We start from the raw sequence: 16,592 nt of genomic DNA on the forward strand, positions 1-16,592 counted from the left end.
GTTAGTGTTTGCTGATAAACGCTGACAACGCCGCCATCGCTTCCGGCGAGCGCAACCGCTGGGTGAACAACGCGCCCTCTTCTTCTATGACCTGGCGCAGCTGTTCCCGGTCCGGCGCTTTCATCAATTGCTTGCTGATGCGCACCGCTTCCGGTGGCAATGACTCGAACCGCAACGCCATCTCCCGCGCCTTGGCCAACGCCGCCTCGCCACTGCCCAAGGCCTCAGTCGCAATGCCCCACGCGGCGGCCTGTTCACCACTGAAACCTTCCCCAAGCAATAACAACTCCGCCGCTTTGGCCTGCCCAAGCAAGCGCGGCAGGATCAGGCTGGAGCCGAACTCCGGGCATAACCCCAGATTGACGAATGGCATGCGCAACCTCGCAGCCGCACTGACATAAACCAGATCGCAATGCAGCAGCATCGTCGTGCCGATCCCCACCGCCGCGCCGGCTACCGCAGCGATCACCGGCTTGCGGCACTCAAGAAGGCCGAGCATGAAGTGGAACACCGGGCTGTCGAGGTTGCCCGGCGGTTGCTGGATGAAGTCGGCGATGTCGTTGCCAGCCGTGAAGCATTCGGCGCTGCCGGTGATCAGCACGGCGTTGATGTCGGGATCGCTGTCGGCAAGCCGCAAGCCCTCCGCCAGTTGGCTGTACATGGCACGGTTCAGGGCGTTTTTCTTTTCCGGGCGGTTGAGGCGCAGGGTCAGTAAACCGCGCTCACGTTCAAACTGGATGGCGTCGGGCATGGCGTGTCCTGATCTGAGAGGATCAACTGTGGCGAGGGAGCTTGCTCCCGCTTGACCGGGCTGGCGCTCCAGTGCGCAGCGCTCACAAACTTTTGGGGCCGCTTCGCAGCCCAACGGGGGCGAGCCCCCTCGCCACAGCAATCAGCGCTCAACCATGGGGTACAAAGACATCCGCCAGCAGTTGATTGCGCGGCAAACCCGCCAGGTACAGGCGCCGGGCAAAGGCGTCGACGCTGTCGGGTGCTCCGCAGACTAAGGCCAGGGTTTGCCGGGAAACAAGGCGCAGTTGCGCCAAAGCCGCGGGCAACTCGGCCGCCGTCCACAGCTCGACATTAAGGTTTTCACGGCCCTCGGCCATGGCTTGCAGGGGTTTGGCCAGATAATGTTCACTGGCATCATGGGCCAGGTGAATGACGCGGATGGCGCCCTGGTGATGCTGACGCAAGGCTTCGCGCAAGATGCCGAACAACGGCCCCAGACCGGTGCCGGCCGCCAGCAACCACAGCGGGCGGGTGTGCCAGTCCGGATCGTAATGCAGCGCCCCGCCGCGCAACTCGCCGAGGCGGATCGGATCGCCGATTTTCAAGCGACGCGCCGCGTCACTGAACTCCCCCGGTTGACGGCAATCGAGGTGGAATTCCAGAAAGCGGTCTTCTTCCGGCAGGCTGGCCAGGGAATATGGCCGCGCCACCTGCCCCGCCCACAACACCAGATGCTGACCCGCCTGATAGCGCAACGGGCGCTCGCTGCACAGGCGCAAGCGCAACACGCTGGCGCTCAGCCAATCGCTGGCGACCACTTGCGCGGCAAGACCATCGCGCAGCGGGTCAAAGGTTTCGACTTGCAGATCGTCAACCACCTGGCACTGACAGGCCAACCGCCAACCCTGCTGGCGCTGTTCATTGCTCAAGGCATCGGGACGGCTGTCGCTGGGCAGGCCCTCGACACATTTGACCAGGCACGCGTGGCAACTGCCGGCGCGGCAGCTATAGGGCACCGGCACGCCGTTTTGATTGAGGGCATCGAGCAGGTTACTGCCTACCGCCACTGCCCATTGGCGTTCGCCGACCCGTAACTCAGGCATCGACATTCTCCCAGGCGGCCGCGCAACGGTTACGGCCGTCACGCTTGGCGCGGTACAGCGCCTGATCGGCGCGGTGCAAGGCGTGATCCAGATCGTCGCCCAGTTCCAATAAGGTCATGCCCGCCGACAGGCTGAGATGGGCGATCTCCAGGCCGACCAATTCGACATCCATGAAGGCTATGCGCAAGCGCTCGCAACAGGCCGTCAGGCGCTCGGCATCGCAATCGGGCAACAGCACCACGAATTCTTCACCGCCATAACGGGCCAGAATATCGCCATCGCGCAGGCAGGCCGTGGCCACTCCGGCGAACGCTTGCAGCACCTGATCACCGGCGGCGTGGCCGTGAACATCGTTGATGCGTTTGAAGTGGTCGAGGTCGATCAGCGCCAGGCCATGCACCACACCGACTTCCATGGCATTCAACTCGCGGGAGGCCAGGCGCAGGAAATGCCGGCGGTTGAACAGCCCGGTGAGTTCGTCGGTCGCCACCAGGCCTTCGAGCTGGCGCATCATCCCGCGCAGGGTGTCTTGATGCGCCTGCAAGGCGAACCGCCGCTGCCGCATACGCTGGCGCGACACCTGGACGTAACGGGCATAGAGCACCAGCCACCCGAGTACCACAAACAGCACGCACACCTGCAACAGGGACTGCGTCGGGTCGTGCAGCTCGAAGTGGTAGAGCTCCCATAACGTGATGGCGCTGAAACTGAAAAACACCAGCAACGCGCAACGCACAAAAGCAATACGCGACAGATGAAACAGCCCGAACAACAGGATCAGCAGGTAAAACACCAGAAACGCACCGCGCGCCTCGTCCAGATGGGCGATCAGCCAGGATTGCCAACCCAGCCCCAGCAGAATTTGCACTTCGGTCAGGCTGGGGTCGGAACACCGCAGGTTCGTGCCGCTGTAAAACACCGCGAACAACACGGCCTGACTGAACACCGTCAACACGCTGCCGATCACCATGCCAGCAAGGGAGTCGTTGTAATGGCCGGTGAAAAACGCCAGCCACACCAGCAGCAAGGCCAGGGCATAAGTGCCGGCCGCAAGGGCAAAGCGTTTGAGCAAAAGCCGCTGGATGGCGTTATGGGTCAATCGTTGATTCACCGTGCGAAAGGAGGCTGTCAGAGTGTCCTACTCTACAGGCCGGATGCCACTTTAGTGGCGAGTCTGATAAATGACCATTCAATTTTTGTGGCGAAAATCTGGCGTCAAACCCATGACCCGCTTCCTGTGAGTCGAGCCTTGCTGCATTCCAGGTAGCAGCTGCCGAAGACTGCGTTCGCTGTAGCAGCTGTCGAGCTTGCGAGGCTGCTGCTACAGGTTCGCGTTGTGCGGCTATATCAGGATTCGTGGCGATCCGCACCGGCGATGTATGCGACCAACGTTTGACTGTCAACAGATGTACCCGCCTTTGATGCGCGGTATACTGCCGCGCCTTTTTAGCGTCGCGCCAGCATGCCCGGCGTGCCTTGAAAGGTGTCTGCGACCGACCGATGCACCCAAGCCGCAGGCACCTTATTGAATGTTCCCGTCTTTTAGAGGAGCGCGACTCGATGACCGTGATCAAGCAAGACGACCTGATTCAGAGCGTTGCTGACGCCCTGCAATTCATTTCCTACTACCACCCCGTGGATTTCATCCAGGCGATGCACGAGGCCTACCTGCGTGAAGAATCGCCTGCAGCCCGCGATTCCATCGCGCAAATCCTGATCAACTCGCGCATGTGCGCCACCGGCCACCGCCCGATCTGCCAGGACACCGGCATCGTCACCGTGTTCGTGCGCGTAGGCATGGACGTACGTTGGGATGGCGCCACCATGGGCCTGGACGACATGATCAACGAAGGCGTGCGCCGGGCTTACAACCTGCCGGAAAACGTCCTGCGTGCCTCGATCCTCGCCGACCCGGCGGGCGCTCGTAAAAACACCAAGGACAACACCCCGGCCGTTATCCACTACTCCATCGTTCCGGGTAACACCGTGGAAGTGGACGTGGCGGCCAAGGGCGGCGGTTCCGAGAACAAGTCGAAAATGGCCATGCTCAACCCGTCCGACTCGATCGTCGACTGGGTTTTGAAAACCGTTCCGACCATGGGCGCCGGCTGGTGCCCACCGGGCATGCTCGGCATCGGCATCGGCGGCACCGCCGAGAAAGCCGCCGTGATGGCCAAGGAAGTGTTGATGGAATCCATCGACATTCACGAGCTTAAAGCACGCGGCCCGCAGAACCGTATCGAAGAGATGCGCCTGGAGCTGTTCGAGAAGGTCAACCAACTGGGCATCGGTGCCCAGGGCCTGGGCGGTCTGACCACCGTGCTCGACGTGAAGATCATGGATTACCCGACCCACGCCGCCTCCCTGCCGGTGTGCATGATCCCGAACTGCGCCGCCACCCGTCACGCGCACTTCGTGCTCGACGGTTCCGGCCCGGCCTCGCTGGAAGCGCCACCGCTGGACGCCTACCCGGAAATCGTCTGGGAAGCCGGCCCGTCGGCCCGTCGCGTCAACCTCGACACCCTGACGCCGGAAGAAGTGCAGAGCTGGAAGCCGGGCGAAACCGTCCTGCTCAACGGCAAGATGCTCACCGGTCGCGACGCCGCGCACAAGCGCATGGTCGAGATGCTGAACAAGGGTGAAACCCTGCCGGTGGACCTGAAAGGTCGCTTTATCTACTACGTCGGCCCGGTTGATCCGGTGCGCGAAGAAGTGGTTGGCCCGGCTGGCCCGACTACCGCTACGCGGATGGACAAGTTCACCCGTCAGATCCTCGAGCAAACCGGCCTGTTGGGCATGATCGGCAAATCCGAGCGCGGCCCGACCGCAATCGAAGCGATCAAGGACCACAAAGCCGTTTACCTGATGGCAGTCGGCGGCGCGGCTTACCTGGTGGCGCAAGCGATCAAGAAATCCCGCGTGGTGGCGTTCGCCGAACTGGGGATGGAAGCGATCTACGAGTTCGACGTGAAAGACATGCCGGTCACCGTTGCGGTGGACAGCAAGGGTGAGTCGGTACACATCACTGGCCCTGCGATCTGGCAGCAGAAGATCAGCGAAAGCCTGGCGGTGGAAGTGCAGTAAGCGCTTCAGTTTGCCAATGCGGCCGGCTCGTCTGTATGGACGAGCCGGCCTTTTTTTGCTTACGAATAATGCCAACGGCATGAAAAGCTGTGTAGCTACAACTATTTGATCTACCAAAACCCTCCAAACCTGTCAGATCTGACAGGTTACGTAGCATTCCTGCTTTGTTAGCGTCTGATCCATCCAGCGACACCGTTGCCAGGGCTAGCGCCAGGCCAAAACAGGATCAGCCCCATGGAAGAGCAAGCGTCCCTGAGTATCACTGAACCCTCTATCGCCAAGAGTGCTTCGATCGCCACCATCGGCAATAGCTGGGGCAAGGTGGGTCCGACGGGAGCCGCTTCATTTGTATTGCCTCTGCCTATTTCGTCTGGCCGTGGCTGGGATCCTCAGCTCTCGCTGAGCTACAGCAGCCAGTCCGGAAACGGTATGTTCGGTCTCTGCTGGCAGGTGGACCTCCCGGCCATCACCCGCCAGACCACCAAGGGCGTGCCGCGTTATCTGGGCGATGACGTGTTCCTCAACACTGCCGGCGAACAACTGATGCCCGAGCGTGATGACGAGGGCAACATCAAGGCCAGGGACGTAAATGAATACCGCGGCCAGCCCATCGGCAGCCATAAGGTAGTGCGGTATCGGCCGCGGGTCGAACAGACGTTCGAGCTCATCGAATTCTGGTATTCCGACGTCACGCCAGAGGGTTTCTGGTTGGTGCACGGAGCCGACGGCAGCCTGCACCTTTTCGGCAAGGCCGACAGTTCCCGCGTGGCCGACCCACAAGCGCCACTCCATGTGGCGGCATGGCTGCTGCAGGAAAGCATGAATGCCCATGGCGAGCATATTTGCTACGAGTACCTGTCAGAGGAACAGAACGAGCCTCCTGACCCGCATGACTACCGGGCCCAGCGATATTTGCATCGGGTGCTCTATGGCAATGTTGACGCAAGCGACCAGTTGTACGGCTGGAGTGTCTTGAGGCCGGCACCACCTGTATGGCTCTTTCACCTGGTATTCGATTACGGCGAACGCACGCTGGAACTGGCTGAAAAACCGGTTTATGACGGCGCGACACTCAAGCCATGGTTGGTCCGTAACGACCCGTTTTCGTCCTATGGGCGAGGCTTTGAAGTGGGCACTCGGCGCCTCTGCCGGCAAGTGCTGATGTTCCACAATTTTCCGGAACTGGGTGATAAACCCGTACTGGTGCGCCGCTTGCTGCTGGAGTACTCGGGCCACACCGGGCCCTGGTCCTACAGTCAAATCACAGCGGCGCGTTATCAGGCGTATGACGCCAGCGGCGCCGTGGAAACCATGCCGCCGATGGAGTTCGATTATTCGGCTTTCGAACTCAATACACAGCCAACACCGTTCTTTCCGTTCGACACCCAGCCTGGTATCGAAGACAGGCAGTTCTATCAATGCGTCGACCTGTTCGGTGAGGGCCTGCCGGGGTTTCTGTGCCGCTATGACCAGTGCTGGTACTACCGGGAGCCGTTGCGTGACCAGGCCGGTGGTGATCGCATCAGCTATGGCCCGTGGACAGCGCTCGAAAAAATCCCGGTGGCCGACCGGAACAAGCAAGTGCATCAGGCCCTGATGGACCTGACCGGCGACGGTCGTCTGGACTGGATCATCGCTCAACCCGGAATGTGCGGTTTTTTTACGCTGAACCCGGACAGGACCTGGTCAGACTTCATTCCGTTTACAGCGTTTGCGCTGGAGTTTTTCCATGCCCTTTCACAATTGGGTGACTTCAACGGCGATGGACTCAGTTCTCTGGCGATGATCGGTCCCAACGCTGTACGCCTTTACGCCAACCAGCGTGATCGATTTGCCAGCCCCGAGGAAGTCTCTCATGAGCCGCTGGATGACCGTTTGCCGTCGTTCAGCGACTCCCGCAGTGAGCTGGTGTTTCTAGGCAACCTGCTGGGCAGCGACATGACCGATTTGTGCCGCATTCGCCACGACGAAATCAAATGCTGGCCGAACCATGGGCACGGAACATTCGGTACAGGTTTCGTCATCAAAGGCCCGACCTTCGATTACGCGACTTTCGACGCGGCGCGGGTGCGCATCGCCGACGTGAACGGCTCGGGCGCTCCTGCGCTCATCTATCTGAACTCGGATGACTTCTGTATTTACCTCAACCAGGGCGGCAATGGGTTTGCGACAGACCCGATCACTGTCCTTTGGCCCGAAGGCGTTCGCTACGACAACCTGTGCCAGGTCTCGCTCGCCGACCTGCAAGGGCTCGGTTGCGCCAGCCTGATCCTGACCGTGCCGCACATGAAACCCCGGCACTGGCGCTATGATTTTGTCGGCGCCAAACCGTATTTGATGATCGCCAGCAACAACAACATGGGGTGCCGCACGGAGGTGGTGTACCGCAGTTCGGCGCAGGAATGGCTGGATGAAAAACAGGGAATTCTCGACCTCAATAAACACGCCGTTTCATACCTGCCTTTCGCTTTGCAGGTCGTCAGCCAACAAACCCAGCTCGACGAAATCACCGGCAATTGCCTGAATCAGTATTTCAGCTATTTCGAGGCCTGGTACGACAATCAGGACCGGGAATTCCGCGGCTTCGGGCGGCTGCACCAGACCGACAGCGAAACCGCTTCGGATGAAGACGAAAGCTTCACCGAACCGGCATTGGTTTGCACCTGGTTTCATACCGGCAAACAGATCGACATGTCTTGCACCGGTTACTTTGACCGTGACGATGAGGCACACCCCTTGGGCGAAACGCTGTTTTGTCGATACCACCCGAGCGACGAATGCGAAGAACTCATCGAGCCTGCCGATGAGGCCATGGCCCACGCCATCGCGCGTGCCCTCGCCGGCTCGGTGCTGAGAGTGGAAACCTACGCGGAAAATGACCCGACCACTCCTTACCTGGTTGAGCAGTCCCGCTACATCGTTCGCAAAGTGCTAGAACGGGGCGAACACCATCCCGACGCGGTGTTGATGGTGTCGTCGCTGGAAACCATCACGTACAACTATGAACGCTTCATCGACGACCCATTGTGCCGCCATGTCATTAACTTGAAACGGGACGAGTTCGGGTTGACGACCCACAGCATCACGGTCAGTTATGCCCGGCGCAGGACCGAGGAGGATGAACCGCCCTTTACCGATGTCGATGAAAGGACATGGTGGATTGATGCCCATGATCGGGCCCAGCAGTTCTACTACTTGAGCGAAACCCGCGCCAGTTTCATTCACTTGCTCGACCCGCAAGGCTGGCGGCTCGGCCTGCCTTATCAACAACGCGGCAATGCGCTGGTATTGCCCAAGAAATCGGAAGCTGGAGGCCTTGATCCCAAGGAGATTTGTTATAGACAGTTTCTCGAGCTGTTCGCATCAGCCGAATGGGCGGCTGTGCGGGAACTGACCTCGCAATCGGTGCAACGCTACGTCACGACGACCAACGACGAGTTGCCGGATGGCGATGCCCAATTCGAGGCATTGGCAGGGCCAATGGAAATCGCTCAGTTGGACAAGAAAGCGCTGGAGGTCTACGACGACGTAACGCCTGCGATCGATATCCGGGCAGAACTTGAGAAGATTGGTTATCTGTCCATGAATCTGTTTCTGGGCACGGACGAAGAGGCCGAGAAAGAAGAGGACAAACAGAAAAATCTTTGGTCCGCGCTCTACAACTTTGCCGAGTATGCAGGCCTCGAACGCTTCTACCGGGTGATGGAATACAACGAAACCCGCAGCCATGGTGTGACCAAAGCGACATACGACGCTTACTGTCTCGCGCCCCTCAGCGTCGAGCAGCCGGATGGCTGCACCACTCGCGTCGAGTTCGATTACCACTCACTGCGAGCGCTGCGCACCACTGATGCCAACGACAACGTTGAAGAGGCCCTTCACGATCCCTCTGGTCCGCACACCGTCACCTATCACGGAACAGAAAACGGTGTTCCCGCCGGCTTCCTGCCCATCGACAAATACAACCGTCCTGAAGATGCCAGCCCCGACACGGCTATCAAATACCCCAAGGAAGCGCTGCAAAACGCGGCCAGCACCTTTCGCAAGGACCTGTTCAGCTGGATGGGCCAGCTCCAAGGCTCCGTGGGGCAGACATCGGAGTGGCTGGGTGACTGGATCACGCAAGGTTACGTGTTGCCCAGCCTGCACCTGCGCGCCAGTGCCCGCCTGCGCCTGGCCCGACTCAAGACCCGGACACCGGCAGAACAAGCGTTGTGGGACCTACTGGTCAGCGTCCCTCGCATTCCGGTGCACAGCGTCGCTTTGAGCGCCGATCGTGACTTTTACGATGAAGAACCCCCGCAAATCCAGATCACCCTCAGCCTCGTCGATGGCTTCGGCCGCCCCTTGCAAACCCAGCAACGGGTCGAGCCTGGTGATGCCTATGTCGTGGAAAACGGCAAACTGGTGAACGAAAACGGCAAGCCAACAGTTGCACACGCCGAGCGGCGCTGGCGCATCAGCGAACGGGTGGAATACAACAACAAAGGACTGCCGGTACGAACCTATCGTCCCTATTTCGCCAATGCTTACGGCTACATCAACGACGATTGCCTCAAGGAATTCGGCCATCACGATAAAAGTTTCTACGATGTGTTGGGGCGCCTTATCAAGGTCATCAACGCCAAAGGGGATATCGCGCTGGAAAAAATCCACCCCTGGTTCACAACCAAGCTGGATTTTAATGACACCTACGTCGCGCCAGACACGAAAGGATTCAAGGCGGACAAGCAATGATGAGTACTGTCGACCGCAATACACCGTCAATAACGTCCCATGATGCGCGAAGCCTGCCAGTACGCCAGATTGCCTACCTGTGCAATGCGGCAGGTGGCACTGTGAAACCTTTGATTACCCGGCTACGCCATGACGTTATCGGGCAGCCGGTGGAGCAACGGGACCCGCGACTGGCCGATGCTCCCAAACCCAACCTGGCCACGGTTTACGGCCTGACCGGACAATCGGTCAAGGTCGACAGCGTCGATGCCGGCGTGCGGATAACCCTGGCGGGGCTGGCCGGTGAAACCCTCCAGCACTGGGATGAACGCGGCAACCATTGGCGCACCACTTACGACAACCAGCTGCGCGTGCTGACGCTTGAAGAGCATGGTCAGGGCCTAGTCGACGCCAACATCTACGCCGATGTATCGGCTGATCCCGCCCACAACTTGCGTGGCCAGTTGATCAAGCAAGTCGACCCCTCAGGCGAACTTGAGATCAAGAGTTTCAGCCTGCACGGCCAACCGCTGCGCGACAGCCGAATCCTCAGCGAGGCCGGGACCTTCACCAGCAGCCGAACCTACAGCCCACTCGGCGCGGTGCTGACCCAGACGGATGCCGGCGAGCATCAGCAACGGATGCGCTACGACATTAGCGGGCAACTGCGTCAGGTACACCTGCGACTCGAACCCACGGCGGCCTGGACGCCCGTTCTTGAAGACACCCGATACAACGCCGCCGGCCAGATCATTGAGCAAAAGGCCAGCAACCAGGTGGTCAGCACCTGGACATACGACGAGGCCGATGGCCGTCTCAACAGCATGAGAGCCGGTGTACCCGGGCAGGACCCGCTGCAGTTCTTTGAATACCTTTACGACCGGGTCGGTAACGTGTTGCGCATCGACGACCTCACGTTCAAACCGGTGTTCTTCAAAAACCAGCTCATCGATGGCCACCGCGAATTCACCTACAACTCGCTGTACGAGCTGACCAGCGCCACCGGGCATGATGCTGTCCCGAGCCCTGACTTGTCGGGTCGCCCCTCGCCGAGCGACCCGAAAAACCACCTCAATTACAAACAGTTTTACATGTACGACGACGGCAACAATCTGATCAAGCTGACCCATCAGCGTGCAGTGGGTGGTTACACCCACCAGATGTACATCGACCCGAACAGCAATCGTGGCGTGCGCTGGAAACCGGGTGATCCGCCACCGGAATTCGACAAGTTGTTCGACCGCCATGGCAATCTCCTGGCCTCGGCCCCGGGAAGACCCCTGCACTGGAACATCCGCGATCAACTGGCCAGCGCAACGCTGGTTGAACGTGACGAACGCCCCAACGATGTAGAAGACTTTCGCTACAGCCAGGGTGTACGGGTGTTCAAACGCCACGAATGGCAAGCCTCGACCCTCACCCATTTTCATCGAGTGCTCTACTTGCCGGGGCTGGAAATCCGCACCCGCGACAACGGCGAGGAACTGCACGTCATTACCGTGCCGGGCGGACGAGGCAGCGTGCGTTGCCTGCATTGGGTCAGCGGCAAACCCGAAGCGATCGATAAGGATCAGCTGCGCTACAGCCTCGATGATCACTTGGGCTCCAGCGTGATGGAACTGGATCAAGACGCGCGGATAGTCAGTCACGAGGGCTATTACCCGTTCGGCGACACCGCCTGGCTGACAGCACGCTCTGCGCTGGAGGTCAGTTATAAAACCATCCGCTACTCAGGCAAGGAAATGGATGAATGCGGGCTGTGTTACTACGGCAGTCGTTACTATGCGCCATGGTTGTGGCGCTGGGTAAGCGCGGATCCGGCCGGGGCTGTGGACGGGCTGAATCTTTATGCGTTTGTGAAGAACAATCCGACGAACTATTTCGATGATGACGGGCAACAGCGAACGCCGGATGAACTGAAAGCTGTCATTGATCGCTACTCAAATCTGCTTACAGCGGTCGAACCCAGACTGGACAAGTCGATTTATCAATTCAACAACCTTAACCGTACCAGGGATATCTACAAATCCAGTGGTAAAAGGGCTGCGCTTACATTGGTCAATGTCTTGGCGTCTGCAATGATCGCAGGCCTCGTTGGTGGTTTAGCGACAACTGCCGGCACGTTCGCGACCGGCGGCAATGTGGTGGCAGGCGCAGCAATTGGTATCGGGGGGGCTGCCTTGGCAGCAGATGTATCAGGTAATGCGATTGACAGCGTCGGGCAGAAGAACGCTTTCGGATACTCGCTCCTACCGAAAGGCGACGACTACGATTTGGGCAATATAGAAGAAGATGCAAAGCCAGTTCGCATAAGAACCGAAATAAAAAAAATTCTAGGAAAGTACAGCCCGCTGCAAACGGACGGAAACAAGGAAACATTGATGGCAGGGGCGATTGGGACCGCTGATACGCTGACACAACAAAGTACTCACCTGGAAAAATTTCTTGCGTTTTTTCGCCTGAGCATCGAAATGACCGAGGCGCTTAATGACACACTTGGACCAAGAGATCTTGAGTTGGTAGAACAGGGCGTCTATTTGCTGAGTGACTTTCTGAATACTGAAAAAGAGAAATCCGATTCGGCTTTGGAAGAGCTTGAAAGTCTCGGTGGCAAGCACATAGCGCTAGCAGCTGGAACTCGTCATCGGCTGGAGAAAACTGAAACAGTCATAAAAGGGAAGATGCAGCGTGTCGTGGATCTGCGTCCTAGGGCAACCGAGCATCTCCAACGAAAAAAAGCCGCTTGAACAGGCGAGGAACAGAATGAGCCAGAGCATCTCGCTCCGCACGCCCACTCTGATAGTCAACGATTGTCAAGGCTTGACGATCAGGCAAGTGGCTTACATGCGCACGGAGGCCGGTGGCAATCTCGTGCGGTACATCATCTGAAAAATCAGATCGCCAGCGATGTCCTTCGTCAAATCAATATATTAGGGCTTACCCAACGCCGCACTCAGGACGTCAGCCAGCAACTTGAGACGATGGGCTCAGGTTCAGCCGTTGCGCTATCGACTGCCCGCAGAACGGGGGTTCTGGTGGCAGGGAAAGCCCTCAGTTATGGCGCCGGAATCCTTGTCGGCCTCGGCGCACAAGCATTGGGCGTCGCAGCTCCGGGTGTCGGCAACGCGGTTGGCGTAGCGATTGGACTTTCCGCCAAAATCGCCGTGAGTGCGGCAGTCGATTATGTGGCTGAACGCACAGGGCTCAGTGCCTCGGTCAACCTGAAAACCAGCAAACTGACCGCAGATAAAAACATTAAAAAAGCTGAATATAAAACGATGGAACTGACTGACTACATCGCAGCGAAATACAGGAACATGAACTTCAGCTCTCAAAAGTCGCAATTGAAACTCACGAAAGAGGCCACCACTATGGCGGCCAGCGAAATATTGAAGGCGACCCTGGCGCACATGCCTTCGGAAGCGGTGAGCGCAATGAGCAGTGGCGTAGGCATTGCAATGGGAATACCGGAAATCATCAATGAAACACGCGGTGCCCTCAGAGGAAAATCTGACGAAAAAATGGATCAGTTCGAACAGGGGATCATTGAGCTGCAAGGCGCTATTACCTCAGGCATGAACAACATTATTGAACAGGCGAATGCCCTTTCCATCACCCAGATAGGCGGAATCGAAATAGAGGCCTTGAAGGATAAGACCAACGAGAGCGTTGGCCTGCTGGGCGATCTGCTGCAGAAAGTTCGAGCCCATGGAAAAGGTCATCGGGTCGCGGCGTAAACCATCGTGTTTACGCCATGTGGCACCGCCCACACAGGGCGCGCATGTTATGGTGCGCGCCCGTATCACTTCCTGTTTCCCACAGTATGCTGCCGACTTCTCGTACAGTGCGTATTTCCCTTTACACCTTGCTGATCCTCGCCGGAGCCGCGCTGGCGGCCGGTTTTGCCTTGCGTCACGCCGAACGCCAGGCGCTGGAAGAAGACGCCGCCCGCGCCAACCAGCAACTGGCGCTGTACGCCAATTCCCTGCATACCCTGATCGACCGCTACCGCGCCCTGCCCGCCGTGCTGGCACTGGACCCGGAGTTGCGCGCCGCGCTCGATGGCCCGGTAACGCCTGAGCAACAGGACGCACTGAACCGCAAACTGGAAAAAATCAACGGTGCCGCGCAGTCCTCGACCCTGGAACTGCTCGACCGCACCGGCCTGGCCGTGGCCGCCAGCAATTGGCGTTTGCCCAGCAGTTACGTCGGCCACAACTACGGTTTTCGCCCTTACTTCAGCCAGACCCGCACCCAGGGCGCCGGGCGCTTTTATGCGGTAGGCGTCACCAGTGGCATTCCCGGTTACTTTCTCTCCAGCGCGGTGACCCGCGACAGCGGCGAGTTCCTCGGCGCCATGGTGGTGAAACTGGAATTCCCGGAACTGGAGCGCGAATGGCGTCAGGGCAGCGACACATTGCTGGTCAGCGATGCGCGCGGGATCATCTTCATTGCCAACCAGCCGGGCTGGCGCTATCGCCTGTTGAAACCGTTGAACGACAGCGATCACACCGAGCTCAAGGCCACCCGCCAATACGACAAACAACCGCTGACACCGCTGGATTACCAATCGCTGCAGCGCTTTGACGACAACAGTGATCTGGCGCGCGTCGTCGGCCCTGACGGCACGGCAAACTACTTGTGGGAATCGCTGCCGCTGACCACTGAAGGCTGGACCTTGCACCTGCTGCGCCGCCCGCAAGTCGCCTTCGAAGACATCCGTAACGCCGCGCTCGCTGCTGCCGGGTTGTGGCTGGCGCTGGTGTTTCTGTTGCTGTTCCTTAATCAACGCTGGCGCCTGGCCAAAATGCGCCAACGCAGCCGCGAAGAACTCGAACAACTGGTGGAAGAACGCACCCGTGACCTGCGCACCGCTCAGGACGGACTGGTGCAATCGGCCAAACTCGCGGCGCTAGGGCAGATGTCCGCAGCGCTGGCCCATGAAATCAATCAGCCCCTGACCGCCCAGCGCATGCAGCTTGCTACGCTGAGGTTGCTACTCGATCACGGCCGGGTCGACGACGCCTACAAGGCGCTGAAACCGGTGGACGACATGCTCACGCGCATGGCCGCCCTCACCGGCCACCTGAAAACCTTCGCGCGCAAAAGCCCCAGCGGTTTGCGCGAACGACTGGATCTGGCGGCGGTGGTGGATCAGGCCCTGCAATTGCTCGACGCGCGCCTGCGCGATGAACAGGTCAGCCTGGTGCTGCACCTGACCCGTCCGGCCTGGGTACGTGGCGATGCGATTCGTCTGGAACAGGTGCTGATCAACCTGCTGCGCAACGCCCTGGACGCCATGCAGGGCAAACCCTGCAAGCGTCTGGAAATCCGCCTCGAAGCCGATGAACAGCTATGGCGCCTGAGTGTCATCGACAATGGCGGCGGCATTGCCGAAGAACACTTGAGCCAGGTGTTCGATCCATTCTTTACCACTAAGCCGGTGGGTGATGGCCTGGGTTTGGGGCTGGCCGTGTCCTTTGCCATCGTCCACGAAGCGGGCGGACGCCTGAGCGCCGATAATGGCGAAAAAGGCGCGGTGTTCACCCTGACGTTGCCCATTGATCTGGAGGTAGCTGCCTGATGCTCAATTCGGTGATGGTGGTCGATGACGAAAGCAGCATCCGCAGCGCCGTCGAACAGTGGCTGAGCCTGTCGGGGTTCGAGGTGCAGCTGTTCAGCCGCGCCGATGAGTGCCTGGCGCAACTGCCGAAACACTTCCCCGGGGTGATTCTCAGCGATGTGCGCATGCCCGGCATGACCGGGCTGGAGCTGCTGGCCGAAGTGCAGCGCCGCGACGCCGATTTGCCGGTGATCTTGCTGACCGGTCACGGTGATGTGCCAATGGCCGTCGAAGCGATGCGCGATGGCGCCTACGATTTCCTCGAAAAACCCTTCAGCCCGGAAACCCTGCTGAGCAGCCTGCGTCGGGCGCTGGACAAGCGCCGGCTGGTGCTGGAAAACCGTGCCCTGCACGAACAGGCCGACAATCGCGCCAAACTCGATGCCACCCTGCTGGGAGTGTCCCGTGGTTTGCAGACGCTGCGCCGGCAAGTGCTGGATCTGGCGACGCTGCCGGTCAATGTGCTGATCCGTGGCGAAACCGGCAGCGGCAAGGAACTGGTTGCCCGCTGCCTGCACGACTTCGGCCCCCGCGCCGACAAGCCCTTTGTCGCGCTGAACTGCGCGGCGATTCCCGAGCAGTTGTTCGAGGCCGAACTGTTCGGCCATGAGAGCGGCGCGTTCACCGGCGCCCAGGGCAAGCGCATCGGCAAGCTCGAATACGCCGACGGCGGCACGCTGTTTCTCGATGAAATCGAAAGCATGCCGCTGGCGCAGCAGGTGAAACTGCTGCGGGTGTTGCAGGAGCAGAAGCTCGAGCGATTGGGCTCCAATCAGAGTATCCACGTGGATTTGCGGATCATCGCCGCGACCAAACCCGACTTGCTGGATGAAGCCCGGGCCGGGCGTTTTCGCGAGGACCTGGCGTATCGCTTGAACGTCGCCGAGCTGCGGCTGCCGCCGTTGCGTGATCGGCGTGAAGACATTCCACTGTTGTTCGAGTTCTTCGCGCAGAGTGCCGCCGAACGTCTTGGCCGTACCTTTCCACCGTTGAGCGGGCCGCAATTGAGCCATCTGCTGAGCCACGACTGGCCAGGCAATGTGCGCGAGCTGGCCAACGTCGCCGAGCGCCAGGTGCTGGGCCTCGGCGAACCGGAACCGGTGGGGATCGATCCCGGCCAGTCACTGGCGGCGCAGGCGGAAGCCTTCGAAGCGCATTGCTTGCGCGCGGCGCTGACCCGGCATAAGGGCGATGTGAAAGCGGTGCTTGAAGAACTGCAACTGCCGCGCCGGACCTTCAATGAAAAGATGCAGCGCCATGGCTTGAGCCGGGAGATGTTCATATCCGACACATGACCTGTGGCGAGGGGGCTTGTCGGAACGCCGCATCGCCCC

The 16,592-nt window shown here is 59.5% G+C and carries 9 protein-coding genes; 6 read left to right on the forward strand and 3 right to left on the reverse strand.

Translation table 11 applies throughout. The annotated features are described in order from the left end of the window. Window position 1: 1 nt before the first annotated feature. The 3 genes from AC07VO_RS16835 to AC07VO_RS16845 form a co-directional block, all read right to left on the reverse strand. A complete protein-coding gene (locus AC07VO_RS16835; RefSeq protein WP_064616334.1) occupies window positions 2-751 on the reverse strand; it encodes an enoyl-CoA hydratase-related protein in 750 nt (249 codons plus the stop codon). Window positions 752-899: 148 nt separating this feature from the next. After that, entirely contained in the window at window positions 900-1,835 is a 936-nt protein-coding gene (locus tag AC07VO_RS16840; RefSeq protein ID WP_495007632.1) for an iron-sulfur-binding ferredoxin reductase, read from the reverse strand. Then, a complete protein-coding gene (locus tag AC07VO_RS16845; protein ID WP_495007633.1) occupies window positions 1,828-2,934 on the reverse strand; it encodes a GGDEF domain-containing protein in 1,107 nt (368 codons plus the stop codon). Before AC07VO_RS16845 ends, AC07VO_RS16840 begins: the two co-directional genes overlap by 8 nt. 461 nt (window positions 2,935-3,395) lie before the next feature. On the opposite strand from AC07VO_RS16845, the gene AC07VO_RS16850 reads away from it, so the two are divergent. The 6 genes from AC07VO_RS16850 (at window position 3,396) to AC07VO_RS16875 (ending at window position 16,553) form a co-directional block, all read left to right on the forward strand. After that, window positions 3,396-4,919 carry a fumarate hydratase gene (locus AC07VO_RS16850; RefSeq protein ID WP_007938826.1) on the forward strand — a complete coding sequence of 508 codons (1,524 nt, stop codon included), beginning with the start codon at window positions 3,396-3,398 and terminating at the stop codon, window positions 4,917-4,919. A gap of 234 nt (window positions 4,920-5,153) precedes the next feature. Then, window positions 5,154-9,656 carry a SpvB/TcaC N-terminal domain-containing protein gene (locus tag AC07VO_RS16855; protein WP_495007634.1) on the forward strand — a complete coding sequence of 1,501 codons (4,503 nt, stop codon included), beginning with the start codon at window positions 5,154-5,156 and terminating at the stop codon, window positions 9,654-9,656. Next, entirely contained in the window at window positions 9,653-12,382 is a 2,730-nt protein-coding gene (locus AC07VO_RS16860; protein ID WP_495007635.1) for an RHS repeat domain-containing protein, read from the forward strand. Before AC07VO_RS16855 ends, AC07VO_RS16860 begins: the two co-directional genes overlap by 4 nt. Window positions 12,383-12,445: 63 nt before the next feature. Then, window positions 12,446-13,372, forward strand: a complete 927-nt coding sequence (locus tag AC07VO_RS16865) for a hypothetical protein (RefSeq protein WP_495007636.1) — start codon at window positions 12,446-12,448, stop codon at window positions 13,370-13,372. Between the two features lie 86 nt (window positions 13,373-13,458). Continuing rightward, window positions 13,459-15,219, forward strand: a complete 1,761-nt coding sequence (locus AC07VO_RS16870; protein WP_495007637.1) for a sensor histidine kinase — start codon at window positions 13,459-13,461, stop codon at window positions 15,217-15,219. After that, on the forward strand, window positions 15,219-16,553 hold the full coding sequence (locus AC07VO_RS16875; RefSeq protein ID WP_495007638.1) for a sigma-54-dependent transcriptional regulator: 1,335 nt from the start codon (window positions 15,219-15,221) through the stop codon (window positions 16,551-16,553). Before AC07VO_RS16870 ends, AC07VO_RS16875 begins: the two co-directional genes overlap by 1 nt. Window positions 16,554-16,592: the final 39 nt, after the last annotated feature.

The organism is Pseudomonas sp. GW821-FHT03E01 (assembly GCF_059420765.1).

Bases quoted from the DNA above. Each gene is read 5' to 3' on its own strand.
- AC07VO_RS16860 (WP_495007635.1), top strand. From the start codon at position 9,653: ATGATGAGTACTGTCGACCGCAATACACCGTCAATAACGTCCCATGAT.
- AC07VO_RS16835 (WP_064616334.1), bottom strand. From the start codon at position 751: ATGCCCGACGCCATCCAGTTTGAACGTGAGCGCGGTTTACTGACCCTG.
- AC07VO_RS16850 (WP_007938826.1), top strand. From the start codon at position 3,396: ATGACCGTGATCAAGCAAGACGACCTGATTCAGAGCGTTGCTGACGCC.
- AC07VO_RS16875 (WP_495007638.1), top strand. From the start codon at position 15,219: ATGCTCAATTCGGTGATGGTGGTCGATGACGAAAGCAGCATCCGCAGC.
- AC07VO_RS16840 (WP_495007632.1), bottom strand. From the start codon at position 1,835: ATGCCTGAGTTACGGGTCGGCGAACGCCAATGGGCAGTGGCGGTAGGC.
- AC07VO_RS16870 (WP_495007637.1), top strand. From the start codon at position 13,459: ATGCTGCCGACTTCTCGTACAGTGCGTATTTCCCTTTACACCTTGCTG.
- AC07VO_RS16855 (WP_495007634.1), top strand. From the start codon at position 5,154: ATGGAAGAGCAAGCGTCCCTGAGTATCACTGAACCCTCTATCGCCAAG.